At 66.7% G+C, this 303-nt stretch carries 1 pseudogene; it reads right to left on the reverse strand.

Annotation, left to right across the window (positions count from 1 at the left end):
- Positions 1-303: pseudogene (locus E5162_RS14600) on the reverse strand (DUF305 domain-containing protein); the annotation flags it as partial.

Consider the following 303-nt stretch of genomic DNA (forward strand, 5'->3'; position numbering starts at 1 on the left):
GCCTCCTCGCTCTCGTTTGCGTCATCGCTGTCTTCCGAGCTCACTTCCGGCGGCAGGCCGGCCGGGTTCTCGGTGTCGAAAAAGCCGGGCGGCTTGGGCAGGCTCGCCACAAGGTCAAGGTTCGAGATCGCCTCGCCCGCATCGCGGAAGGCCGGCGAAAGTCCATTGCGCGGATCCTGCGACAGGCCCGCGAGGCCCGCGTCCATGCGCCGTATCTCCGCCTGCTGCTCGCTGCGCACATCGTTGATGAAGTCGTACAGGACCGGATCGTAGGCCGAGCCGCCTTGCTCGAGCAGGTGATCG

It is taken from the genome of Marinicauda pacifica, assembly GCF_004793635.1.
GTDB classification, from domain to species: domain Bacteria; phylum Pseudomonadota; class Alphaproteobacteria; order Caulobacterales; family Maricaulaceae; genus Marinicauda; species Marinicauda pacifica.